The organism is Aquipseudomonas ullengensis (assembly GCF_014174475.1).
Taxonomy (GTDB): domain Bacteria; phylum Pseudomonadota; class Gammaproteobacteria; order Pseudomonadales; family Pseudomonadaceae; genus Aquipseudomonas; species Aquipseudomonas ullengensis.
On record NZ_JACJUD010000008.1, the window covers coordinates 57,247 to 80,227 of the forward strand.

The window sequence follows — 22,981 nt, forward strand, 5'->3', positions numbered from 1 at the left end:
AGGTCAGCGCATCATCTTGTCGATGGCGCGTTTCTCGGCGGCTAGTTCCTGTTGGCGTGCGTCGATACGCGAGGCCAGCGGGAAGTTGCTGCTGGCGCGGTGCTTGGCCAGGTCGAGTTGTTCCAGGGCCTGGTCGTAGTCGCCGACCAGGGCGAAGTATTCGGCGCGGGCCTGGTGCAGGCCAATGATATTGCGGGTCAGGCCACGTGCCTCGGCCACCTGATACCAGATGTCGGGGTCGTGTGGGCGTTGCTTGAGCAATTGGTCTAGAGCCGCTTCGGCTTCCTTCTTCTGCCCTTGCTTGAGCATCAGGTCGATGCGGGCCTGCTCCAGGGGGTAGTTGTCCGGGTACTGGCCGCGCAGGCGTTCGACACGCTGGCGGGCATCGGCGATCCGGTTGGCGGTGATGTCCAGGTCAACCATCGCCAGGTTGTAGGTGATGTCGTTCGGCGCCTTGTCCAGCAGCTCCTGCAGCGTGCTGCGGGCCTCGTTGAGTTGACCGCTCTTGGTCTTGGCGATGGCCAGGCCATAGCGGGCGGCGTCCAGCTTGGGGTTGGCGTCGAGCATGGCGCGAAAGCGCTTGGCGGAAATCCCCGGGGTTTCCTCGAAGGTCAGTTGCACGCGGGCGCGCAGCAGCTGGTAGCGCAGGCTGTCCTCGCTGCCGCCGGCCTGGTACTGCTCGGCGCGGTTGCGGGTGTCGGCGATACGCGACTCGGTTACCGGGTGGGTGAGGAGGAATTCCGGCGGCTTGGAGTCGTAGCGGTACTGACGCATCAGGCGCTCGAACATGCTCGGCATGGCGCGTGGGTCGTAGCCGGCCTTTTCCAGGTTGAGCAGGCCGATGCGGTCGGCTTCCTGTTCGTTCTGCCGGGAGAAGCGCCGTTGTTCCTGAATGGCGGCGGCTTGGGTCGACATGATCGCGGCCATACCGGCGTTACCGGCGCCCGCTGCGGCTGCGACGATGCCGGCAAGCATGGCGGCCATCATTGGCACCTGCATGCGCTGCTGCGCCTCGATTCCGCGGGCGAAGTGGCGTTGCGACAAGTGCGCCAGTTCGTGGGCCAGTACGGAGGCGTATTCGGCTTCGGTCTGGGCGTAGAGGAACAGGCCGCCGTTGACGCCGATGATGCCGCCGGGGGCGGCAAAGGCGTTGAGCTGCGAGCTGTTGATCAGCACGAACTCCAGGCGCCGGTCTTCCACCTGGCTGGTTTCGGCCAGGCGATACACGCTGGTTTCCACGAAGTCCTTGAGCTGCGGGTCGGACAACTGGTCGACCTGGCCGCGCAGCATGCTCAGCCAGGCGCGGCCGAGCTGGTGTTCCTGTTCCGGTGAGACGATGGAGGAGCTGGCATCACCCAGCGACGGCAGGTCATCGGCGACCCCGGGCAGGGCGATTACACAGGCAAGTGCGAGCAGGGAAGGGCGCAGAAGCTTCATGCACAGGGCTCTTGGCGAACAAAGGCCCTACTGTAGCCGGCTGGCCGGTCAACTGGCCAGGCTTGTGCGGTATCCTTGCTGCCTGCGATGGAGAACCCCGATGTCCGATATCCCCGCCTGCGATGCTGAACTGGACGCCAGCGGCCTGAATTGCCCGCTGCCGTTGCTCAAGGCCAAGCTCGAACTCAATCGCCTGCCCAGCGGTGCGGTGCTCAAGGTGCTGGCCACCGATGCGGGTTCGCAGCGCGACTTTCGCGCCTTTGCCCGGCTGGCCGGGCATGAGCTGCTGCGCGAGGAGCAAGAGGCAGGGCTGTTTCGTTACTGGTTGCGCAAGGCGTGATCGTGCGGGGCTGAAACCTGCAGCATAAAAAAGGGCCGCGATTGCGGCCCTTTTTTGTTGCGTTGCATCAGGCCTTGTTCAGCCCTTGTGCCGCTGCGAGTACCGCCTCGACATGGCCCGGCACTTTCACGCCGCGCCATTCCTGGCGCAGTACGCCGTTCTTGTCGATGAGGAAGGTGCTGCGGTCCACGCCCATATATTCCTTGCCATACAGCTTCTTCAGCTTGATCACGTCGAACAGCTGGCAGAGCGCTTCATCCTTGTCGGAGATCAGCTCGAAGGGGAATTCCTGCTTGCACTTGAAGTTTTCGTGCGACTTCAGGCCGTCGCGGGAAACACCGAACACCAGGGTGTTGGCCGCCTGGAATGCCGGGTAGTGATCGCGAAAGCCTTGGCCTTCGGTGGTGCAGCCCGGCGTGCTGTCCTTCGGGTAGAAGTAGATCACCACGTGCTGGCCCTTGAGCGCGGCCAGGGAAACCTGCACGCCGCTGGTGGCTTGGGCGCTGAAATCGGCGACCGGTTGGTCGAGGGTGACGGCCATGCGGCTCTCCTTATGGGTTCTGCGGGCGCCAAGGCTCGATCAGCGCGTCCAGGTTCAGGGCGTCGGCGAAGTCGAGGAACTGGTCGCGCAACCAGCTGATCTGCGTGCCAGCCGGCAGGGTCACGGTCAGCGTGGCGTTGAGCAGGGTGCCGCCAGTCTGCGGGGCCTGGTAGGTGTCGCAGGTGATGTTTTCCAGCTCGACGTTATGGCCGCTGAAGAACTGGCACAGTTCGTTGAGGATGTCCGGGCGGTAGGCGCAACTGACGTAAGCCACGTAGGGCAGTGCTTGCGGACGGATTTCCAGGGCGGCGCTGCGGGTCATGTTGACGCTGAAGCTGTGCTTCTTGGCCAGGGCCGGCAGGGCTGTTTCCAGGCGGGCCAGGGCGTCCCAGCTACCGCTGACCTGAAGGATCAGGGCGCTGTATTCACCGTGGCGGGTCAGGCGCGTGCTGACGATCGCACAGCGGTTTTCCTGGCTGGTCCGGCACAGAACGCTGGTCAGTTCCATGGGGTTGGCGCCGAGGGCGCTGATGATAAGGAATTGTTCGCGAACCTGGGGGGTGGACATGCAGCATTCCTAAAGCGATGAGTGTGCGACACATGGCGTGCCGAACAAAGAAGGAAGGGTAGCGAAAAGCACCGCCCAGGGGAATGCCGTTGCAGCGCCGGGTCGGCTGAGCATGCGGTCAGCCGTCGTGTTTCTGCCGCTGTACTTCGCTTGTGCTGCGCAGGTGGCGTCAGTACCATTACCGCTCTCTTTTTCCGGCAGGAGCGGTTGCATGATTTCGGGCAGTATGGTGGCACTGGTCACGCCCATGGACGCGCAGGGTGGTCTGGATTGGGACGGCCTGAGCAAGCTGGTGGACTTTCACCTGCAAGAGGGCACCAACGCCATCGTCGCCGTCGGCACCACGGGCGAGTCCGCAACGCTGGACGTGCATGAGCATGTCGAAGTCATTCGACGCGTGGTCGACCAGGTCAATGGTCGCATCCCGGTCATCGCCGGCACGGGCGCCAACAGCACTCGCGAAGCGGTCGAGCTGACCCAGAACGCCCATAGCGTCGGCGCCGATGCTTGCCTGCTGGTCACTCCGTACTACAACAAGCCGACCCAGGAAGGCCTGTACCAGCACTTCCGCCACATTGCCGAAGCCGTGGCCATTCCGCAGATCCTCTACAACGTTCCGGGCCGCACTGTGTGCGACATGCTGCCGGAAACCGTCGAGCGCCTGTCCAAGATCTCCAACATCATCGGTATCAAGGAAGCCACGGGCGACCTGCAGCGCGCCCAGGAAATCCTCGACCGCGTCAGCGCCGACTTCCTGGTCTACTCCGGCGATGACGCCACCGCCGTCGAGCTGATGCTGATGGGCGGCAAGGGCAATATCTCGGTGACCGCCAACGTTGCCCCGCGTGCCATGGCCGAACTGTGCGCCGCCGCGATGGCTGGCGATGCCGCCACCGCCCGGGCGATCAACGAGCGCCTGATGCCGCTGCACAAGAATCTGTTCATCGAATCCAACCCGATTCCGGTGAAGTGGGCCCTGAATGAGATGGGCATGATGGCCGACGGTATCCGTCTGCCCCTGACCTGGCTCAGCCCGCGTTGTCACGAACCGTTGCGGCAGGCCCTGCGCCAGTCCGGCGTACTGGTTTAACCGAGGAAGCATTACGCATGAAGCGATTGGCCGGACTGTCCACCCTTGCCCTGATCATCTCCAGCACCAGTGGTTGCGGCTGGCTCTGGGGTGACGACGGTTACTTCCGTGACCGTGGTACGGATTACCTGGATGCTCGTCAGACTGCTGCCATGCAGCTGCCGCCAAACGTCGAGGCCAAGCGTCTCGATCCGCTGCTACCAGTGCCCAACAACGTGGCCAACAGCACCGATACCCCCGATAAATTTGAAGTTCCGCGTCCGCAAGCCCTGGCTGTCGGCGCCGAAGACAGTGCCTTCAGCCTGCAGAAGAGCGGCGATTCGCGCTGGCTGGTAGCCCAGCGCACGCCGGCCGAAGTCTGGCCGGTGGCACGTGAATACTTTCAGAACAACGGTTTCCGCATCGTTGACGAACGTCCGCAAACCGGCGAATTCAGCAGCGAATGGCAGGGCACCAAAGACCTCGCGCCGTCCATGGGGCGTCGCCTGGGCAGCCTGCTGACCGATAGCGACAACCAGGTGCGTGTGCATGTGCGCATCGAGCCGGGTGTTGTGCGTAACACCAGCGAAGTGTTCGTCGTCAGCGCCGAGCGCGACGAAGACAGCACCGCCGACGTGGCCTTCCCGGCGCGCACCGGCAATGCCCCGCTGGAGGCTTCGCTGCTCGACGGCATGCTCGCCGACCTCAGCAGCAGCTCCGAGCATGGCTCGGTGTCCCTGCTGGCCGCGCGCAACTATGACGCGCCGAGCCGCGTCAGCCTGACCCAGGACGGCAACGGCAACTCGGTACTGCACCTGAGCACCGACTTCGACCGTGCCTGGTCCAGTGTGGGTCGCGCCCTGGAACTGGGTGACGTACGCATCGACGACATCAACCGCAGCCTGGGCGTGTACTACGTCAACCTGGCGGAAGGCGCCAACAAGCCGGAAGAAGAAAAAGGTTTCTTCAGCCGCATGTTCGGTAGCGAGCCGAGCCAGGAAGAGATCGATGCCCGCGCCGAGCGTTATCAGGTGCGCCTGACCAGGGCTGGCGGCGATGTACAGGTTTCCGTGGAAAAGGACCTCAACACCGTTGCGCCTGATGATGTGGCGCGCCGTGTACTGGGCCTGATCCAGGAAAACCTCGGCTAACCCGAACTGCGCCGGCCCGCGTGCCGGCAATGCAGGACTCCGATAGGCGAAACCCAGTGGGTTTCGCCTGTTTCGTTTGATCAAGGCGGAAATTCCGACATGACCACTGCCACTACCTTGAGCCTGAAGAAGATCTATTCGGGCAAAGTCCGCGACCTCTATGAAATCGACGCCAAGCGCATGCTGATGGTGGCGACGGATCGTCTCTCGGCTTTCGATGTGATCCTCAATGAACCGATCCCGGAGAAGGGCAAGATCCTCACCGCCATCTCCAACTTCTGGTTCGACAAGCTCGCGGGCGTGGTCCCCAACCACTTCACCGGCGACAAGGTGGAAGACGTGGTCTCGGCCGCCGAGCTGCCGCTGGTGGAGGGCCGCGCAGTGGTCGCCAAGCGCCTGCAGCCGGTAGCAGTGGAAGCCATCGTGCGTGGCTACATCGTGGGTTCCGGCTGGAAGGAATACCAGAAGAGCGGCACCGTCTGCGGCATCCAGCTGCCGGCCGGGCTGAAGGAAGCGGCCAAGCTGCCGCAACCGATCTTCACCCCCTCGACCAAGGCCGCGGTCGGCGACCATGACGAGAACATCTCCTTTGCCCAGTGCGAAGCCATCATCGGCGCCGAACTGGCAGCCAAGGTGCGCGACACGGCGATTGCCCTGTACAGCGCGGCGGTCGAGTACGCCGCCACTCGCGGCATCATCATCGCCGACACCAAGTTCGAATTCGGCCTGGACGAAGATGGCACCCTGACCCTGATGGACGAAGCGCTGACCCCTGACTCCAGCCGCTTCTGGCCAGCCGATAGCTACGCCGAAGGCAGCAACCCGCCGAGCTTCGACAAGCAGTTCGTGCGTGACTGGCTGGAGTCCACCGGTTGGAACAAGCAGCCTCCGGCCCCGACCGTGCCAGCCGATGTGGCGCAGAAGACTGCGGACAAGTACCGCGAGGCGCTGACCCGCCTGACCAGCTGATGGTCGTCACGAATTGAAAAGGGGAGCCAGTGGCTCCCTTTTTCATTTTCTGCCGCGCTGGTCCGCGGTGTTCCCGTGCTTTCCGCCCGCTGCTAACGCAAGCATCTGAATGCATGCGAAAAAATCGCTAAACGGGGTTCGCCAAGTGGTCATGAGCTGCTATCATGCGCCCCGCCGTGGGAAGATGCCGGAGTGGCCGAACGGGACGGATTCGAAATCCGTTGTGTACGCAAGTGCACCTAGGGTTCGAATCCCTATCTTCCCGCCATACTAAAAAGCCCCGTAATTCAATGAGTTACGGGGCTTTTTCTTTGGTTTTGACATGCTCAAAATCGCCTTGGGGGCAAAAAAGGGGCATTTTGGGGGCAAAAATCGCTGCGCCCAGACCGTTACATACCGCTGTAGCCCTCCTCAAAACCCATCTGCTCAGAGACACGAGATGCCATCCGCTTGGCATCCTTGGGAATGAACTTCCCATAGTGTTTCTTAATCATGGTGGTATCAGCATGACCCAACTGCTTGGCGAGCCACTCCATGTTTACGTGGCTGGATAGCGCCTGGCTGGCGAAGGTGTGGCGACACTGATTAATGCCCCGGTGCCGGATCTTGGCTTTCACCAGATGCTCCGTGAACCATTTGTCCAGGTCGTCTGACCTCCAGGGTTTTCCTGTCACCCAATCGCGGAACAGGAGGGTGACGGTTTCCTGCTCACTCGTAAGGTTATCCCGCTGAGTGACCTCAATTTGCTGTGCTTTGCAGTTGGCAGTGTCCTTCAGGATCTGGCGGATCAGTGCGGCTGCAGGTTTGATCAGTTCGACACTGCGTTCGCGCAGCTCCTCCTTGGGGATGCGGAACTCGTCCTCTACGCAGGCCCGCTTTACATAGATCAGGTTGTTGGCCAGATCGATATCTTCGCGGGCAAGTCCGAGCAGTTCCGACCGAGATAGGCCGGTCCAGCAGTTGAAAACTACCAAGCGTGCTTCTGGCATGCGCTCAGGGTCCGCCCGTTGAATTTGCTTGATCTCGTCGCGTGTGAACGGATCGGCTTTGCTCTTTGCGTTTGGCTTATGGTTGCTGATCTCTAGCATATGATTGCTTGGAATCCATCGGTCGGCCTTGGCTTCAGCCCAGACACCACGTAATACAATCAGAATGTCATTCACGGTTTTGGGGGAGAGCCCCTTTTCTCCATTTTCCGGCTTTACCATCTCATTCCGGAATAGCTTCAGGTCATGGATGCTTACCTCGTTAATGGGTGTGTCACCGAAGCGCCGGATTACGTGTCCGGCTTTGCAGCGATAGTTGATGTAGGTCGTGCTGGCGGTCTGTCCTTTCATGACTCTGAGCCACCTTCGAACGCCTTCTGAGACCGTCATTACTTTGGATTCAGGTTCAGTAGCTGCATTTGTTGATACTGGGGTTTCCTGCGGGGTAGGGACGGGAGGATTGGTAGTGGTTTCAATGGTATTGGTTGCTTTGGTCGAGTCAGGAAAGCGTCGCGCATAATCGAATACGCCTTGGCTGATTTCATCGATCACCAGCTCACGCACTTTTCTGGCGTAATCGATGGTTTTCTGGTTCGCCGGCATGTCCTTGAAGCTTTCGCGATGGCGCTTTCCATTGAGCATGAAGCTGATGCGCACCCTGCCATTGTGTACTTCCACCCCTTTGGGCATATCCGGCTTCATACGGCACCTGCCATCCATCTTTCGATGGCTTCGCGGTTGTAGACGATTCGATTTGCGGGGTCCCGGTCCCAGTGCTTACCCTCGTGCCACTGACCGGTGGATCGATACTTCCGTCCTGCCTCGGGGCTGATGCCGAAGATAGGGAACAGCAGTTCCTGTCTCACCCATTTTGCGGGTTGGATGGCAATTAGTTCTTTCGCTCTTCTTGCTTGGCTGTGCAGAGTTTCGTGTGAAACTGAAAGTGTTTCCATGGTACTGCCTCTTCGGGTTATTGATAAATATTGCAAAAGCTGTTTTGTGTGGCAAAAAAACACCAGGATTAGTCCCTGCTGCGGGGCCGTCTCACCATGCCGTTTACGACGCCTATCACCTTGGAGCCTTCCTCCAGTCGTTGCATTCTCACCGGGTAATGCGGATTCATAATCTCAATGTACTTGTCGTCGAAAGCTTGCCGTAGACGCCCAAATTCAGGTCTGCCGTTTGCATCGTGGATCACGATGTCATCGGCGTTCTGAGGAGTCAGTTCCGGGTCGACCAAAATCAGGTCGTTCTCCAAATACTCCGGTGCCATGACGTCTGTCGGCACCCGCATCCAGAATGCAGATTGGCTCTGCTTGAATGGACTACGGACGTACCCCTCACGCTCGTGACTGAGATAGGTTTTCCGTGGAGTGGTCAGAGCCGGATCAAGCCAGGAGATGATGGGGAGCATCGTCGTGATAGGAGGCGGCGAGACTGTCGGTGCGTTGGAGCTTTCGCTGATGGCTGGGTCCACTGCCATGCCAACTAATCGTTTAACCAGCTGTTCTTGTCTTTGCTCTGCGCTCGGGACACCAAAGTCTTGGCGTAGGGCGTCGCCTTTGGCTTGCTGCAGATTGCCACCATGGAGCAGCCATTCAGGCGTGATGTGCAATGCCCTGGCTAGTTCTAGAATGCGCTTGGTGCCCTTGTTTCGACTTGTCTCCAGATTCCCAATGGTTGCCTGAGAGAGGCCGGATCTGGAGGCCAGTTGTGCTTGGGTTAGGCCGCACTGCTCACGACGGTAGACCAGACGCTTCGCGAAGCTATCTAGCTTCGAGTCCGGTGGCGGAAGATCGGCGCCTGTGCTAGTGGTGGCGGTTTCGTGTGCTTCTCCGTGGAGTAGCCATTCCAGAGACACCCCGAGCGCTTCGGCCAACTCAAATGCATGGTGAGTCGCTTTGGTCGAATTGCTTTCGAGTAGGGCAATGCTCGACTGGCCAATGCCCACGAGCTTTGCCAGCTCGGTTTGCGTCAGCTTTCGGGCCTTACGCGCAGATGCGATGCGGCCGCCATGAGTGGAAATGTCGAATGGTTTCATAAGCTCGGTTCCGTGAGGATGAGCTCAGGCTATCGTTGATTTATTTGTTTGTCAATAAATGCTATTTAAATATGCTTTTGCTATAGGGGTCTGGGGCGAACAGGGGGAGGATGCTTGTATTACTAAGAGGCGAATTGAGCATGGCGTAGGTCGATAGCCTTGCCCTAACAGGTCAAGAACAAGGGTTATCGGCGAAGAGTTGGCTGATGGGCGGATATGCAGGTAGGGCGCAGCAACGTAGAAACACTGCCTTTGTCATGTCGGGCTATAGCTCCAACCCCTGAGCCAAGAAGCCGACCAGAGCTAGCGGACTTTTGCTCTCAACAACCAGATGAAGCAGCTCGCGCTTACTGCGTGGCAGAAGTTTCGCGCAGCGCCTTGCCGTTTTTCTAACAGCGGCGTCAGTTCGATGTATCCGGGCTGCGAGGAGCAGTGCGATGGCAGCGTCGGTGAGAGTCATGTGCAGTCCCAGATGATGGCGCAGCAGTTTACAGACACATTGTAAAACTGGCAGCGCCAAGCACCTTTAAAAAACGCACTTGGGACGTGGCCGCTACCCTGCGTCTTCCCGAGGGCTTCGATGCCACAAGACGGCCATCATCTGTGCCCATCCGATCAGCAGCTGCAAAGAGCAACAAGCGGGGACCTGATCGTCTTTGATCAATTCGCTGCTTTCAAAATTGGCGGGGGCTGAAGCCAGCTAGAAATACATGAATGCCTCAGACTGTATGCCTGGGTGAGCATGCGAGTCAAAGTCAGGAGGTCAGCTCAAGCAACACTCCAGGTTGTCAATCAAGCGCGTATTACCGATGCTTGCTGCAACCAAGATGATCAGTGACTTGTCCTGCGGAGTGGGTGGCTCAAGTGTTCCTGCTGCTCGTACTTCAAGGTAGTCCAGTCGGAATCCAGCCCCCTCCAATATGCGTTTGCCATCTTCGATAAGTGATGGGTAGTCGTGCTCGCCTTGTTCGATGGCTTCTGCTATCTGCCTGATGCAGCAGTGGAGCAGTGGAGCAGTGGAGCAGTGGTGCTTTATTGCGCTCTGTGGGCGTGAGATATCCGTTACGCGAGGACAGTGCTAGGCCGTCGGGTGCGCGAATGGTGGGTGCTGCGAATATGCGCGTAGCGAAACTCAAGTCCTTGGTGAGGGGCTCGAATTACAGCGAGCTGTTGGTAGTCCTTTTGTCCAAAAACCGCAATGTCAGGCTGAACGATATTTAACAGCTTGGTCACTACAGTCGCCACGCCCTCAAAATGTCCTGGGCGACTTTCACCACAAAGGCCTCGTGAAACGCCAGGGACAACCACGCTGCAGTGATTGCTCAAGCCATTCGGGTACATCTCTTTCACGCTCGGTGCGAAGAGCACGGAGCAGCCAGCTCTGGACAGCGCTTTCTGATCTGCAGAGGGGGTTCGCGGGTAACTCTTGAGGTCTTCCTGGGGGCCGAACTGCATAGGATTGACGAAGAGACTGGTGACGATGAAATCACTTTCCCGCCGTGCCATCTCCAGTAGAGATATGTGTCCTTCATGCAGGTTGCCCATTGTCGGTACCAACCCGATGCGTTTCTTCTGGTCGCGCGCCTTCTGCAACGCTACGCGCAATGTCTGAATGCTGTCAGTTGTGATCATCGCGAGCCTGATTATGTGTGTGGCAGAGACATCGGGCTCACCATTCGGGAGCCCGGCGGACATTCAAGCCATTTCGACGGTAGGGATTCGGCTATTCGCTGCGGCTTCTCTGTAATTGGCGATCTGGTCGAAGGACAGGTAGCGGTAAACGTCAGCTGCCATGCTGTCGATGTCCTTGGCGTAGGCCATGTACTCCTCGACGCTCGGCAGTTTGCCGGTGATCGAGGCGACCGCTGCCAGTTCGGCAGAGGCCAGGTACACGTTGGTCGCGTCTCCCAGGCGATTGGGGAAGTTACGGGTCGAGGTGGAGACCACGGTCGAACCGGTCTGTACCCGCGCCTGGTTACCCATGCACAGCGAGCAGCCGGGCATTTCCAGGCGAGCGCCGGAGCGGCCGAAGATGCCGTAGTAGCCTTCCTCGGTCAGCTGGTGCACATCCATCTTGGTCGGCGGAGCCAGCCACAGACGGGTCGGCAGGTCGCCCTTGACCTTGTCCAGCAGTTTGCCGGCAGCGCGGAAGTGACCGATGTTGGTCATGCACGAACCGATAAACACTTCGTCGATCTTCTCGCCGGCCACGCTGGACAGCAGGCGGGCATCGTCCGGATCGTTCGGCGCGCAGAGGATTGGCTCCTTGATCTCGGCCAGATCGATTTCGATGACTTCGGCGTATTCGGCATCGCTGTCAGCCGACAGCAGTTGCGGGTTGGCCAGCCAGGCTTCCATCGCCTGGGCGCGGCGCTCCAGGGTACGGGCATCGCCGTAGCCTTCGCCGATCATCCAGCGCAGCATGGTGATGTTGGAACGCAGGTACTCGGCGATGGCCTTTTCCGGCAGCTTGATGGTGCAACCGGCGGCGGAACGCTCGGCCGAGGCGTCGGACAGCTCGAAAGCCTGTTCAACGGTCAGCTCGTCCAGACCTTCGATCTCCAGGATGCGGCCGGAGAAGGCGTTGATCTTGCCCTTCTTCTCGACGGTCAGCAGGCCAGCCTTGATCGCGTAGTAAGGGATGGCATGCACCAGGTCACGCAGGGTGATGCCCGGTTGCAGCTTGCCCTTGAAGCGCACCAGTACCGACTCCGGCATGTCCAGCGGCATGACGCCGGTGGCCGCGGCGAAGGCGACCAGGCCGGAACCGGCCGGGAAGGAGATGCCCAGCGGGAAGCGGGTGTGCGAGTCGCCACCGGTACCGACGGTATCCGGCAGCAGCATGCGGTTCAGCCAGCTGTGGATGATGCCGTCGCCGGGCTTGAGGGAGACCCCGCCACGGTTGCGCATGAAGTCCGGCAGGCTGTGGTGGGTCTTCACGTCCACCGGCTTGGGGTAGGCGGCAGTGTGGCAGAACGACTGCATCACCAGGTCGGCGGAGAAGCCCAGGCAGGCCAGGTCTTTCAGCTCGTCACGGGTCATCGGGCCGGTGGTGTCCTGCGAACCCACGGTGGTCATCTTTGGTTCGCAGTAGGTGCCCGGACGGACGCCTTGGCCTTCCGCCAGACCGCAGGCGCGGCCAACCATCTTCTGCGCCAGGGTGAAGCCCTTGCCGCTGTCGGCCGGCGCGACCGGCTTGTTGAACAGGGTGGACGGCGCCAGGCCCAGCTCGGCACGGGCCTTCTCGGTCAGGCCACGGCCGACGATCAGCGGAATACGGCCGCCGGCACGCACTTCGTCGAGCAGTACTTCGGTCTTCAGCTCGAAATTGGCCAGCAGCTCGTCAGTGCCGTGCTTGCACACCTTGCCGGCGTAAGGGTAGAGGTCGATCAGGTCGCCCATATTGAGCTTGGCCACGTCGAATTCAATTGGCAGGGCGCCGGCGTCTTCCATGGTGTTGTAGAAGATCGGCGCGATCTTGTTGCCGAAGCAGAAGCCACCGGCGCGCTTGTTCGGCACATGGGGAATGTCGTCGCCGAAGAACCACTGCAGCGAGTTAGTCGCGGACTTGCGCGAGGAGCCGGTGCCGACCACGTCGCCGACGTAGGCCACCGGGTAACCCTTGGCCTTGACCGCTTCGATCTGCGCCAGCGGACCGACGGATCCGGGCTGCTGCGGTTCAATGCCATCGCGGGCCATCTTCAGCATGGCCAGGGCGTGCAGCGGGATGTCCGGGCGGGACCAGGCGTCCGGAGCCGGCGACAGGTCGTCGGTGTTGGTTTCACCCGGTACTTTGAATACCGCGAGGGTGATTTTTTCGGCTAGCACTGTACGGGTTTTGAACCACTCACCATCGGCCCAAGATTGCAAAACCGCTTGGGCGTGAACGTTACCTTTTTTGCCGCGTTCGGCTACGTCGTGGAAGGCATCGAACATCAGCAAGGTGTGCTTTAGCTGTTTTGCTGCTGCGGCAGCTAACTCAGTGTTATCAAGCAGTTCGACCAGCGTGGTGATGTTGTAGCCACCTTGCATGGTGCCTAGCAGTTCGATAGCCCGGAGCCTGCCCACCAGCGGAGAGCTGTCTTCACCTTTAGCTATAGCAGAGAGAAAGCTGGCTTTTACATACGCAGCTTCGTCCACGCCAGCAGGTACGCGATGGGTAAGCAGGTCGACAAGAAGAGGCTCTTCGAAGGCCGGAGGACTTTTCAGTAGCTCGACCAAGCCTACGGTCTGCTCTGCAGTCAAAGGGGTTGGGAGTAAGCCTTTCAGCGCGCGCGCTTTTACATGTTGGATATAGGACTCAAGCACAGTGATACCTCCAGGGGCGCCAGCACTCCATGAGTGCTCTGTAATGTTCGTATCGAGTGACTATGCAGGTGGATATACCGCCTGTTTACGAATAAAAAAGTAGGGGCAGGCTCTGCCTTTTTGGGGATGACTTACCCAGCTAGACAGTCGCTCATTCCGCCCCTACTGAAAAATGTGTTGCTCCTGCTGATCGTCGCGCTCCTTGCTGTTTGACGTTGATGTCGCGTTGTCTGTGTTGACAGCAGGGCTCTTACTTATCAAAAATTACAAACAATCAGTTATTGGTTTGGCATTGTTGTCATTTTCGCGAATAGAAACAAGAGCCGATCTCTACCGATTGCATGAAAAATACCGCTACCGGCATCCATCACAGGGCGTCGGTGTTTCATCATTGCTGCAGAGAGAACGTATGAACGTACTGGTTCCGATCAAACGAGTGGTCGACTACAACGTCAAGGTTCGCGTCAAAGCGGACAACTCCGGCGTCGACCTCGCCAACGTCAAGATGTCGATGAACCCCTTCTGCGAAATCGCCGTAGAAGAAGCCGTACGCCTGAAAGAGAAAGGTGTTGCGAGCGAAATCGTCGTCGTCACCATCGGCCCGAACACTGCTCAAGAGCAACTGCGCACTGCGCTGGCTCTGGGTGCTGACCGCGCCATTCTGGTCGAGTCGGCTGACGAGCTGAACTCCCTGGCCGTGGCCAAGCTGCTCAAGGCAGTGGTCGAGAAAGAGCAGCCACAGCTGGTCATCCTCGGCAAACAAGCCATCGACAGCGACAACAACCAGACTGGCCAGATGCTGGGCGCCCTGACTGGCTATGCCCAAGGCACCTTCGCTTCGAAAGTCGAAGTGGCTGGCGACAAGGTCAACGTGACCCGTGAAATCGACGGCGGTCTGCAGACCGTTGCGCTGAATCTTCCGGCCATCGTCACCACCGACCTGCGCCTGAACGAGCCGCGCTACGCGTCGCTGCCGAACATCATGAAGGCCAAGAAGAAGCCACTCGACGTGGTGACTCCGGACGCCCTGGGCGTTTCCACCGCCTCCACCGTCAAGACCCTGAAAGTCGAAGCGCCGGCTGCTCGCAGCGCAGGTATCAAGGTCAAGTCCGTGGCTGAACTGGTCGAGAAACTGAAGAACGAGGCGAAGGTAATCTAAATGACTATCCTGGTTATCGCTGAACACACCAACGCCGCCCTGGCCGCAGCCACCCTGAACACCGTGGCTGCTGCCGCGAAGATCGGTGGCGACATCCACGTGCTGGTTGCCGGTGCCGCTTGCGGTGCTGCTGCCGAAGCCGCTGCCAAAGTTGCTGGCGTCGCCAAGGTGCTGGTTGCTGACAACGCTGCCTACGCTCACCAGCTGCCGGAAAACGTTGCGCCGCTGGTTGCTGAGCTGGGCAAGGGCTACAGTCACATCCTGGCTGCTGCCACCAGCAACGGTAAGAACATCCTGCCGCGCGTTGCCGCTCAGCTGGACGTTGATCAGATCTCCGAGATCATCGCCGTTGAAAGCGCCGACACCTTCAAGCGCCCGATCTATGCCGGTAACGCCATCGCTACCGTGCAATCTTCGGCTGCCGTGAAAGTGATCACCGTACGTAGCACCGGTTTCGACCCGATTGCTGCCGAAGGCGGTTCCGCTGCCGTTGAAGCGGTGAGTGGCTCGGCTGACGCTGGCAAGTCTGCCTTCGTTGGCGAAGAGCTGGCCAAGTCCGATCGTCCGGAACTGACCGCTGCCAAGATCGTCGTTTCCGGCGGCCGTGGCATGCAGAACGGTGACAACTTCAAGCACCTGTACGCCCTGGCCGACAAGCTGGGCGCTGCTGTGGGTGCTTCGCGTGCCGCTGTCGACGCCGGTTTCGTTCCGAACGACATGCAGGTTGGCCAGACCGGCAAGATCGTCGCTCCGCAGCTGTACATCGCGGTCGGCATCTCCGGTGCCATCCAGCACCTGGCGGGCATGAAAGACTCTAAAGTGATCGTCGCGATCAACAAGGACGAAGAAGCCCCGATCTTCCAGGTGGCTGACTACGGCCTGGTCGGTGACCTGTTCGAGCTTGTGCCGGAGCTGACTGGCATGTTGTAAGGCCATCGAGGCAATTACGGCAGCTTACGATACGAGGTCGAATCCATGATGGTTCGACCTCGTTTTTCATTCAGGGGCGGCAGTTCGACACACTGCCGCGCGCAGGGAACGACGAGGAGGCGAGAATGCGCTACAGACTATTAGGAAAGTCCGGGTTGCGGGTATCTGAGCTGTGCCTGGGAACCATGACCTTCGGTAATGCCGGCTGGGGCAGTGATGAGAGTGAGGCGCGCTCGATTTATGCCGGGTATCGCGATGCTGGCGGTAACTTCTTTGATACCGCTAATGAAATTTATGCCCAAGGGCGCTCCGAGGAGGTGCTGGGGCGATTGATAGCCGGGCACCGGGATGAGCTGGTGGTCGCGAGCAAATATTCCTTAGCCTTGCCGGGCACGCGCGATCCGAACTGGGCTGGCAATCACCGCAAGAGCTTGCGTCGCTCGGTCGAGGCGAGCTTGCGCCGTTTGGACACCGATTATCTGGATATGCTCTGGGTGCATGCCTGGGATACCGTCACCCCAGTCGAGGAAACCATGCGTGCGCTGGATGACCTGGTGCGCCAGGGCAAGGTGCTTTATCTGGGGATTTCTAATGCTCCGGCTTGGGTCGTAGCCAAGTGCAACATGCAGGCCCAGGCCATGGGGCAGACGGCGTTTGTCGCCTTACAGGTCGAGTACAACCTGATCGAGCGATCCATCGAGCAGGAGCTGCTGCCCATGGCCCGAGACTTCGGTATGAGCATCGCCGCTTGGTCGCCGCTTGCGGGTGGACTATTGAGCGGCAAGTATGGAAACCCGCAGCGCCAAGCCGACGGCCAGCGTCTGGATAGCGCTGGGTTGGGTGGGGTGGACGAGCACGGCTTGAAGGTTGCTCAGGCAGTAATGGATGTCGCCAGTCGCCTTGGTCATAGCCCGTCGCAGGTCGCACTCAATTGGCTACGCGCGTGCCCGGGTGTGATTCCGTTGATCGGTGCTCGTACCCGTGCGCAGCTGGACGACAATCTCGGTTGTTTGTCGTTCGAGTTGGATGAGGCATCCCTGGCGGAGTTGGCGCGAGTGAGCGAGTCGGAGCTGCGTTACCCACAACGGTACCTGCAAAAATACCGAGAGCTGCTTTTCGCCGGCTTTGCGCAGCAGGTCGATAGCCGCGGCTGAAAAGCAAGCGACCGCCATGGAAGGCGGTCGCTGGATGGTGCCAGAGGGCCTCTTCGCGAGAAGAGGCCTGTAGGCAATCAGGCCTCTTCGGCCGTGATCTTGCCGTCTTCTTTGCCCACGGCGGTGAACATCTTGATGATGTCGCCGGAAGTCACGCGGCGACGTACTTCGCCTTCCGCCAGCGGCGCCGGGCCGCCGAAGGACTTCGGCGCGGTGTCCACGTCCACGGCCAGCGCGCGCAGGGCGCTCACGGTGCACTTGTCGCGGCCGCCCATCTTGCCGAACGCGTCGAAGTTGTAGATACGCAGAGCGTTGCCGTGGGTGATCTTGTCGATGGTGGCGTCCGGCAGTTGCTTGAGGGAGTCGAACAGCAGGTCGGCGGACTCAGGCCAGACGGTATCCGAGTGCGGGTAGTCGCATTCGTAGGCGACGTTGTCTTCGCCTATGTCCTCAAGGTTCTTCAGGCCGAAGCGGTCGTCGATGAAGCAGGTCTGGAAGTGTTCGCGGAACACTTCGCTGGGCTTCTTGCCGCCAAAGTCGGCGTAGGTCCAGGCCTTGTGGTGCTCATGGACGAAGTCGGCGCGCTCGAGGAAGTAGGGGATCCAGCCGATACCGCCCTCGGAGAGAGAGATTTTCAGGTCCGGGTAGCGCTGCAGCGCCTTGAGGTGCAGCCAGTCGGCAGCCGAGTTCACGATGGAGATCGGCATGGTGATGATCCAGGAATCGATGGGCGAGTTCATCGAGGCATGGGGAGCCTGGGCGCCAGAGCCGATATGGATGTTGATCACCACCTTATTTTCGGCGCAGACCTTCCACAACGGCTCCCAGTGGGCGTCGTGGATGCTCGGCTGGCCCTTCAGCGAGGGATTGTCGGAGAAGGAGATGGCGTGGCAGCCCTTGGCGACGACGCGCTTGATCTCGGCAACCGAGGCGTTGATGTCCCAATACGGAATGATGGCGTTGGGGATGTTGCGGCCCGGGTAGCTACCGCACCACTCGTCGATGTGCCAGTCGTTGTAGGCCTGTAGCAGGGCGAGGGCGTTCTGCTTGTTCTCGAATTGGTGAAACAGGCTGCCGTCGAAAGTCACTACACTGGGAAAGTTCAACGAGGCCAGCAGGCCGTTGGCGTTCATGTCGTCGATGCGTGCATGGATGTCCCAGGCACCTTTGCGCATCTGCTCGAAGGAAATCGGCTCGCAGCCGTACTCCTCACGCATGCGACCTACCACAGCGTTGAGGCCGATGTTGCCGGCTCGACGGCCTTCAAACAGCCAGTAATCGGCGCCGTTCTTGTCTTTCAGCACCTTGGGGGCGAAGGCTTTTTGGGCAGCGGTAAGGTGCTGCTCGAACATGGTGGGCGGCTCGACGATGTGGTCGTCGACGCTGACAAGAATGAGGTCATCGAGTTTCATGCGTTATCTCCATCGTTCAAGCGGCCCCTCACCAGGCAGGTTCAGGCTACTTCAGGCTTTTGTTGTGTATGTGATATCGAACGTTACCCCGACGCGGGCTGTTCGGCAATAGTAAAACAGACAAACAGTCAGTTATATGTGTGGGTCGCATGGCAGGCCAGTGCTCTTTCCGCGTGATTCAAAACCTTTCAGCTGAAGTTATGACCTGTCATTAGTCGACAGGCGGCTGAGGCTGCGTGGCCGCTCTGCCTGCGACTAGTAGCCGCAGGTCTCGCAGGCCTATAAGTGCTAAAATGATACAGTGTAATTTATTGGTGGTTGGCTGGGTACGAACGCTATGAGACTAAGTAGGGCTACAGGCTGGGTGGGAATCTTGGTGGGCCTCATGGTTACAGTGGGGGCCAGCGCCGCGCCGGGCGGTTACGAGACTGAGGAGCAGGAATCGCGGGCACTGCTGGAGACGGCTGTGACCTACTATAGCGAGCACAAGGAGAAAGCCTTGCCGGTATTCAGTCGACAGGGACCCTTCGTGCGCGGCAATCACTATGTCTACGTGCTGGATCTCAATGGAGTGATGCTGGCCAGTGGCGGACCGTCCGCCATCTTGATCGGCAGCAACCTACTGGAGCAACTGCCGCCGGATCTTAAGAAGTCCTTCGACGAAGCCTTAAAGGTGAAAGAGGGCCAAGGTATCCAGGAGGCGGAATACCGTTGGAGCAACTGGCAGACTGGCCGTCTCGAGCGCAAGCGCGTGCTGTTCCAGCGGGTCGATGATGTGCTGCTGGGAGTTGGCTATTTCATTTCCAAGGCATCCGCGACCCAGGCCCAGGATCTCTTGGGCAAGGCTGTGGCAGCCGTGGCGTCGGGCCCGCAGCAGACCTTCGCGGCGATCAATAGCGAGAGCCTGGCTTTCCTCCAGGACGACCTCTACGTCTTCGTTGTCGATATGAGCACATCACGCTTCGTAGCCCATGGATATAACCCGCGTCTGGTGGGCACCGACTTCCGCCGGGTCAAAGACCCGCAGGGCAATCCGGTCGGTGAGGCGATGCTGGCGGCAGCGAAAAAAAGCAGCGCAGGCGAGTATGACTACCACTGGGGAAACCCTCTGAGTCACAAGGTGGAGCGCAAGCACACCTACTTCCGGCGGGTCGGCGAATACCTAGTGAACGTTGGTTATTACGAGAAAACCGGCGATTGAACCCCGTAGGTGCCCGGGTTTGGGCTCATGCTGGCAATCTGCAGCGCGATCCTCTGGCAGCTACGGACCAGAAGGTTAAAGTCATCCTCGCCTTTTTCCTGCCAGAGGCAGAGACCGGTGAGCATGGAGAGGAGGGCGGTGCTGGTCATGATGTCCTGGCTGAACAAACCCTGACGTTCACCGCTAGCGAGAATATCCTTTAGCTCTCGCTCGTAGCCTGCTTTCATGGCGATGACATGACGCCTGCTGTGCTCCGGCAAATTGCGCAGGTCCATGCTGGCGATCAGGCTTTCGGCGCGGCGCGTGCTCTGGAACTCCAGGTGGTGTGCGATGAAATCCACGAGCGTGCGCACCGGGTCGTCGCGGTTTTCCGACGACTCCTGCCAGGATTGCTGCAGGTCTTCCAGATAACTGGCGATCAGATCCTGCAGCAGGTCGTCCTTGCTTCGATAGTAGGCGTAGAGCGAACCGGCCTGCAGGCCGCAGCTCTTGGCCAGCTGGCGCAGGGACACTGCGCCAAAGCCGTGCAGGGCGATCAGCTCAATGGCGTTGCTGCGGATTTCCTCGATCCTGGACATGACGGTTGTCAGGCCGGGAGGCTCGCGGTCAGGTCCTTGAGATTGACCGACTCGTCGGCCAGCAATTCGCTGTCACCGGCAAAGCCCGCCTGCACCAGTTTCTTGATCGCCATGAACTCCGGCTGGCGGTTGATGCAATCAGCGGCGATCAGGCGACCGGCGCGCAGGTAGAAAGCGACGAAGGATCGCAGCGCCTTGCTGCCGCGCAGCACCACCTGGTCGTAACCCTGGTTGATGCCAGCGATTTGCAGCTTGAGGTCGTATTGGTCGGACCAGAACCAGGGCAGGGCCACGTAGGGAGTCGGCTTGCCGGTTATGGCCGAGGCTGCCGCGCGGGCCTGCTCGATGGCATTGGGAATGGACTCCAGGCGCAGGCGGCAGCCATAGAGCGCGCTGGGATGGTTGCTGCAGTCACCGATGGCGTAGACACCGGCGGCGCCTGTACGAGAGCAATTATCGACGACAATACCGTTGTCGACCTCCAAGCCGGCCTGTTCGGCCAGCTCGGTATTGGCGATCGCGCCCACGCCAACCAGCACGAGATCGAGGGGAATGCGCGCGCCATCTGTGGTGACCATGGCTTCCACCATCTGACCCGAGGCATCCAGGCTGACCTGCTCCAGCTGGGTGTTCAGGCGCAGCTCGATTCCGGCGGCGCGGTGCACCTGCTCGTAGAAGCTCGATACTTCGGGGGCTGTGACCCGTGCCAACACTCGTGGCTGGGCCTCCAGCACTGTGACCTGCAATCCGGCTTTCTTAGCTGCCGCTGCGACTTCAAGACCGATGTAGCCACCGCCGACAATCACCAGGCGCTGGCCTTCTACCCACTGCTCTCGCAGGCGTTCGGCATCCGCCTGACTGCGCAGATAGTGCAAATTGTCCGGTTGACGTTCGCCGAGCCCTACGACCTGGAGCCGTCTTGCCCGGCTGCCGGTCGCCAGGATCAAGTGACTCCAGCCAAGGCTGCTGCCGTCGGCAAGCTGCACAGAGCGACCTTCCAGATCCAGGCTACTGACAGAAGCGCCGTTGCGGATTTCGATGTTGGCCTTCTCGTAGGCGGCGGCCGGCCGGATCGGCAGGGCCTCGGCCCCGAGGGTGCCGGCAAGGAATGCCTTGGACAGCGGTGGGCGCTGATAGGGCAGGCCTGGTTCATCACTGATAATCAGGATGCGTCCAGCGAAGCCATTCTGCCGTAGCGAGACGGCCGCCTCGCTGCCGGCGTGACCACCACCGACTATCAGGGCGCATGTTTGGATTGGGGCTGTCATGGCGGTTCTCCGGGGCAGATACGGTCAGGCGATTTCCAGCATGGCGAAGTCTTCCTTGGCGGCGCCGCACTCCGGGCAAATCCAGTCTTCCGGTACATCTTCCCAGCGAGTGCCCGGCGCAATGCCTTCGTCAGGCAGGCCAAGGGATTCGTCATAGATGAAACTGCAGAAAAAGCATTGCCACTTCTTCATATCCACTCCAGATTCAGGCTGTGCCAACTAATGGCAGGGTGTTCGTTTGTTGTTTGCGGTAGCCCTCGAAATGCTGTGCGAATCGATCAAGGGCGGCCATCTTATTCAGCTCACTTGCACCAGCACCTTGGCTGACTGGTGCGGGTCCTGTGCCATGGCGAAGGCTTCGGCGAAACGGTCGAAGTCGAAGGAGTGGCTATGCATCCCTTCGAGCACCAGTCGCTCGTCGCCCAGCATCGCCAGGACCTCCGGGAACTCGTCGGGGTAGGACAAGGAGCCGCGTATGGCGAGTTCCTTGATCAGTACTTGCACCATATCCAACTCGACTGGCTGCTTATGAGTGGCCAGTATTAGGATGCGAGCCGTGTCCTTGGCCATTACGACCGCCTGCTGAAGCAGTGCACCTTGACCGGCGCAGTCGATGTACAGGGAGCAGTTCACCAGGGGTTGTCCCGTGATCTTGCTGGGAACGGTGCCGAAGGTCGCGCGCAGTGCAGCTTCCAGCTCTTCCTTGGCTGGATTGATGATCTGATCGGCGCCGAGCTGGCGGGCTCGCTCCAGTCGTTCGTCGATGATGTCGACCACGGCGATTCGCTCGACACCACGGTGCTTGAGGGCTGCAACGACGCCGAGACCAATAGGTCCGGCACCGAATAGGACGACCCGGTCGCTGGGTTCGGCCTGGCACAGGTTCAGGCCATGGACGCCAACCGCGACTGGCTCGGTCAGCACTGCGCGCTCGAATGCCAGGTGGTCAGGAATAGGAAAGACTGATTCGTCCAGGGCGGCATCGCGTACCAGCAGGAACTCGGCAAAGCCGCCATGTACGGGGTCACCAGTGCCAATTCGGTTGCTCCCCTTCATCGGATGGATCACGACACGCTGGCCAACCGCGATGTCCTGCACGGCTTCACCCACCTGGTGTACTGTGCCTGCCAGTTCATGCCCTAAGGGTATCGGTTGTGGGCTTGGGCTGCCGATGTAGCCATTCCTCGCGAAGTTGAGATCGCTGCCGCAAATACCGAACACTGCGACTTTCACCACCACGTCCCGGGGACCAGCCTGCGGCATCGGCACTTCGTCGATACGCAGATCCTGCGGACCATACAAACGCACTTGTTTCATCTTCATCTCCGGCTATGGGGCGTGTAGGTTTGCCTTGCGATGGCTCAGGCGTGCAGGTTTTCGCGGCCTTTAACCAGGCGCAGTGGGGTGTAGATCATCACTACGCTGCCGTCCTGCTTGACCACCTGGTTGCGGGTGCGCACCAGTCCCATGCCTGGCTTGCCTTTGCTCGGGCGGGACTCGATCACTTCCACCTCTACATGGATGGTGTCGCCGGCAAAGGTGGGGCCTTTGATGTCTAGCTCCATATTCAGGAAGGCCACGCCCACGCCCTGCAGCGCGGTCTGGAACAGCAGGCCCTCGGCCATGCAGAACACCTGGCCGCCGGGGACGAGGCGGCCGTCGAAGCCGGCGTCGCGGAGGAACTCCGTGTTGGTGAAAAGCACCTCCAACATGCCAGAGGCGGAAATGAAGTTGACGATGTCCGCCTCGGTGATGGTGCGTCCGTAGGTCTTGAACTTGCGACCTACGGGCAGCTCGTCCCAGGTGAAGCCGGTGCCAATGGTTTCAATCTCGCTCATGCTGCGTTCCTCGTTGTTCTGGCCAGGGGGC

22 protein-coding genes, 1 tRNA gene and 1 pseudogene are annotated in these 22,981 nt (G+C 60.0%); 9 read left to right on the plus strand and 15 right to left on the minus strand.

Annotated features, from left to right (window positions below):
- Window positions 1–3 precede the first annotated feature (3 nt).
- Window positions 4–1,437 (minus strand): M48 family metalloprotease, encoded by a 1,434-nt coding sequence (locus H3H51_RS20060; RefSeq protein ID WP_183090854.1) that lies wholly within the window; start codon window positions 1,435–1,437, stop codon window positions 4–6.
- A 100-nt stretch (window positions 1,438–1,537) separates the two neighbouring features.
- On the opposite strand from H3H51_RS20060, the gene H3H51_RS20065 reads away from it, so the two are divergent.
- A complete protein-coding gene (locus tag H3H51_RS20065) occupies window positions 1,538–1,777 on the plus strand; it encodes a sulfurtransferase TusA family protein (protein ID WP_183090855.1) in 240 nt (79 codons plus the stop codon).
- Window positions 1,778–1,844: 67 nt separating this feature from the next.
- Here the strand turns inward: H3H51_RS20065 and H3H51_RS20070 are convergent, their stop codons facing one another.
- Window positions 1,845–2,318, minus strand: coding sequence for a peroxiredoxin (locus tag H3H51_RS20070; RefSeq protein WP_183090856.1), 474 nt, complete (start codon window positions 2,316–2,318; stop codon window positions 1,845–1,847).
- Window positions 2,319–2,328: 10 nt separating this feature from the next.
- Window positions 2,329–2,886: a glycine cleavage system protein R gene (locus tag H3H51_RS20075; RefSeq protein WP_183090857.1), complete on the minus strand. Its 558-nt coding sequence runs from the start codon at window positions 2,884–2,886 to the stop codon at window positions 2,329–2,331.
- 211 nt (window positions 2,887–3,097) lie between these two features.
- On the opposite strand from H3H51_RS20075, the gene dapA reads away from it, so the two are divergent.
- The 4 genes from dapA to H3H51_RS20095 all read left to right on the plus strand — a co-directional run bounded on the left by dapA (window position 3,098) and on the right by H3H51_RS20095 (window position 6,343).
- The gene (gene dapA / locus H3H51_RS20080) at window positions 3,098–3,976 is read left to right on the plus strand and encodes a 4-hydroxy-tetrahydrodipicolinate synthase (RefSeq protein WP_183090858.1); all 879 of its coding nucleotides are present in this window, start codon (window positions 3,098–3,100) and stop codon (window positions 3,974–3,976) included.
- Window positions 3,977–3,993: 17 nt separating this feature from the next.
- Window positions 3,994–5,106 (plus strand): outer membrane protein assembly factor BamC, encoded by a 1,113-nt coding sequence (bamC, locus tag H3H51_RS20085; protein ID WP_183090859.1) that lies wholly within the window; start codon window positions 3,994–3,996, stop codon window positions 5,104–5,106.
- 99 nt (window positions 5,107–5,205) lie between these two features.
- Window positions 5,206–6,075, plus strand: coding sequence for a phosphoribosylaminoimidazolesuccinocarboxamide synthase (locus tag H3H51_RS20090; protein ID WP_183090860.1), 870 nt, complete (start codon window positions 5,206–5,208; stop codon window positions 6,073–6,075).
- A 178-nt stretch (window positions 6,076–6,253) separates the two neighbouring features.
- Window positions 6,254–6,343 (plus strand) — tRNA-Ser (locus H3H51_RS20095).
- A gap of 121 nt (window positions 6,344–6,464) precedes the next feature.
- Here the strand turns inward: H3H51_RS20095 and H3H51_RS20100 are convergent.
- From H3H51_RS20100 to acnB, 6 genes and pseudogenes are all read right to left on the minus strand, one after another.
- Window positions 6,465–7,763: an Arm DNA-binding domain-containing protein gene (locus H3H51_RS20100; RefSeq protein ID WP_183090861.1), complete on the minus strand. Its 1,299-nt coding sequence runs from the start codon at window positions 7,761–7,763 to the stop codon at window positions 6,465–6,467.
- Window positions 7,760–8,014 (minus strand): excisionase family protein, encoded by a 255-nt coding sequence (gene xisR / locus H3H51_RS20105; protein WP_183090862.1) that lies wholly within the window; start codon window positions 8,012–8,014, stop codon window positions 7,760–7,762. The genes H3H51_RS20100 and xisR overlap by 4 nt, the downstream gene beginning before the upstream one ends.
- Before the next feature lie 68 nt (window positions 8,015–8,082).
- Window positions 8,083–9,102 carry a helix-turn-helix domain-containing protein gene (locus tag H3H51_RS20110; protein WP_183090863.1) on the minus strand — a complete coding sequence of 340 codons (1,020 nt, stop codon included), beginning with the start codon at window positions 9,100–9,102 and terminating at the stop codon, window positions 8,083–8,085.
- Between the two features lie 265 nt (window positions 9,103–9,367).
- On the minus strand, window positions 9,368–9,562 hold the full coding sequence (locus H3H51_RS21400) for a DUF7740 domain-containing protein (protein WP_235981435.1): 195 nt from the start codon (window positions 9,560–9,562) through the stop codon (window positions 9,368–9,370).
- 303 nt (window positions 9,563–9,865) lie between these two features.
- Window positions 9,866–10,734: pseudogene (gene panC, locus H3H51_RS20115) on the minus strand (pantoate--beta-alanine ligase).
- 63 nt (window positions 10,735–10,797) lie between these two features.
- Window positions 10,798–13,410 carry a bifunctional aconitate hydratase 2/2-methylisocitrate dehydratase gene (gene acnB / locus H3H51_RS20120; protein ID WP_183090864.1) on the minus strand — a complete coding sequence of 871 codons (2,613 nt, stop codon included), beginning with the start codon at window positions 13,408–13,410 and terminating at the stop codon, window positions 10,798–10,800.
- Between the two features lie 409 nt (window positions 13,411–13,819).
- Between acnB and H3H51_RS20125 the strand changes: the two genes are divergently transcribed.
- From H3H51_RS20125 to H3H51_RS20135, 3 genes are all read left to right on the plus strand, one after another.
- Window positions 13,820–14,569 (plus strand): electron transfer flavoprotein subunit beta/FixA family protein, encoded by a 750-nt coding sequence (locus H3H51_RS20125; RefSeq protein ID WP_183090865.1) that lies wholly within the window; start codon window positions 13,820–13,822, stop codon window positions 14,567–14,569.
- Window positions 14,570–15,499, plus strand: a complete 930-nt coding sequence (locus H3H51_RS20130) for an electron transfer flavoprotein subunit alpha/FixB family protein (protein WP_183090866.1) — start codon at window positions 14,570–14,572, stop codon at window positions 15,497–15,499.
- Between the two features lie 125 nt (window positions 15,500–15,624).
- Window positions 15,625–16,653, plus strand: coding sequence for an aldo/keto reductase (locus H3H51_RS20135; RefSeq protein WP_183090867.1), 1,029 nt, complete (start codon window positions 15,625–15,627; stop codon window positions 16,651–16,653).
- Window positions 16,654–16,730: 77 nt separating this feature from the next.
- Here H3H51_RS20135 and H3H51_RS20140 read toward each other — a convergent pair whose 3' ends face one another.
- Window positions 16,731–18,065 (minus strand): amidohydrolase family protein, encoded by a 1,335-nt coding sequence (locus tag H3H51_RS20140; RefSeq protein WP_183090868.1) that lies wholly within the window; start codon window positions 18,063–18,065, stop codon window positions 16,731–16,733.
- Window positions 18,066–18,450: 385 nt separating this feature from the next.
- On the opposite strand from H3H51_RS20140, the gene H3H51_RS20145 reads away from it, so the two are divergent.
- Window positions 18,451–19,266 carry a cache domain-containing protein gene (locus H3H51_RS20145; protein ID WP_235981440.1) on the plus strand — a complete coding sequence of 272 codons (816 nt, stop codon included), beginning with the start codon at window positions 18,451–18,453 and terminating at the stop codon, window positions 19,264–19,266.
- On the opposite strand, the gene H3H51_RS20150 is transcribed toward H3H51_RS20145, so the two are convergent.
- The 5 genes from H3H51_RS20150 to H3H51_RS20170 all read right to left on the minus strand — a co-directional run bounded on the left by H3H51_RS20150 (window position 19,245) and on the right by H3H51_RS20170 (window position 22,950).
- Window positions 19,245–19,844, minus strand: coding sequence for a TetR/AcrR family transcriptional regulator (locus tag H3H51_RS20150; RefSeq protein WP_183090870.1), 600 nt, complete (start codon window positions 19,842–19,844; stop codon window positions 19,245–19,247). The genes H3H51_RS20145 and H3H51_RS20150 overlap by 22 nt on opposite strands.
- A gap of 8 nt (window positions 19,845–19,852) precedes the next feature.
- The gene (locus H3H51_RS20155; RefSeq protein WP_183090871.1) at window positions 19,853–21,112 is read right to left on the minus strand and encodes an NAD(P)/FAD-dependent oxidoreductase; all 1,260 of its coding nucleotides are present in this window, start codon (window positions 21,110–21,112) and stop codon (window positions 19,853–19,855) included.
- 24 nt (window positions 21,113–21,136) lie between these two features.
- Window positions 21,137–21,304 carry a rubredoxin gene (locus H3H51_RS20160; RefSeq protein WP_183090872.1) on the minus strand — a complete coding sequence of 56 codons (168 nt, stop codon included), beginning with the start codon at window positions 21,302–21,304 and terminating at the stop codon, window positions 21,137–21,139.
- 105 nt (window positions 21,305–21,409) lie between these two features.
- Entirely contained in the window at window positions 21,410–22,429 is a 1,020-nt protein-coding gene (locus H3H51_RS20165) for a zinc-dependent alcohol dehydrogenase (protein WP_220791103.1), read from the minus strand.
- Between the two features lie 44 nt (window positions 22,430–22,473).
- Window positions 22,474–22,950, minus strand: coding sequence for a MaoC family dehydratase (locus H3H51_RS20170; RefSeq protein WP_183090874.1), 477 nt, complete (start codon window positions 22,948–22,950; stop codon window positions 22,474–22,476).
- Window positions 22,951–22,981: the final 31 nt, after the last annotated feature.